Source organism: Endozoicomonas atrinae (genome assembly GCF_001647025.1).
GTDB classification, from domain to species: domain Bacteria; phylum Pseudomonadota; class Gammaproteobacteria; order Pseudomonadales; family Endozoicomonadaceae; genus Endozoicomonas; species Endozoicomonas atrinae.
Genome location: NZ_LUKQ02000652.1, coordinates 1 through 859, shown reverse-complemented (window position 1 = coordinate 859; position 859 = coordinate 1). Strand labels below are relative to the sequence as shown.

At 54.1% G+C, this 859-nt stretch carries 1 protein-coding gene; it reads left to right on the top strand.

The features are described 5' to 3' along the window. Positions 1 to 35 precede the first annotated feature (35 nt). On the top strand, positions 36 to 859 hold an 824-nt coding region (locus AK963_RS29820), incomplete at its 3' end, for a hypothetical protein (RefSeq protein WP_202969946.1).

Sequence of the window (859 nt, the reverse complement as noted above, 5' to 3'; positions counted from 1 at the left end):
CCTCACTCAGCAATGGCGGGTATGTGGTTACCTGGATGGATTCTACCGGTGCTGATGGTCAGGGCTACGGTGTTTACGCCCGTATTGTCGATAGCCAGGGCCAGACAGTAGGCAGTGAATTTGCCGTGACCAACGATAACTCATTCCCCGACCAGACCTTCCCGGAGGTTACCGGACTGGCCAGTGGCGGCTTTGTTGTCACCTGGCAAACCGGTGATGACCTTAACACCGGTCGTCAGATCTGGGCTCAGCAGTTTGATAATACCGGAGCCACCGTGGATTCGGCCTTCCGGGTCGGCAGTGGCCAGACCGATAAACGCCCAGCGGTTGTTGAACTGGCAGACGGTACCCTGGCCTTCAGCTGGGAAGATAGCAATGCCTATGAAACACGTACCCAGCTATACAAAGACGGTTATGTGCTGTCTGATATTAATGAAGATGACACCAGCAATAACGGTAACACTGTTGCAGAGATCATAACCGATAACACTATTGCTGATGCCGATGGCTCGCCCGCTGAAGCCGTTGCCATTACCAGCGTCGATAACAGCAATGGCAGCTGGGAATACTCGGTTGATGGCGGCGCCAACTGGACGACCATTAATGATGGCAGCCTCGGTGACAACCATGCCCTGCTGCTCGATGCCAATAACCATGTACGTTTTGTGCCCAATGCTGACTTTAATGGCGCAGCAACGTTCACCGTCAGAGCCTGGGATAAATCAGCCGGTACCGTTGGCGACTATGCCGATACCACTACCAATGGCGGCACTACAGCATTCAGTACTGAAACGGCCCCTGTTGGCATTCTGGTTAATGCGGTCAATGATGCGCCGGTGGTCAACACCAGTGCCAGCCT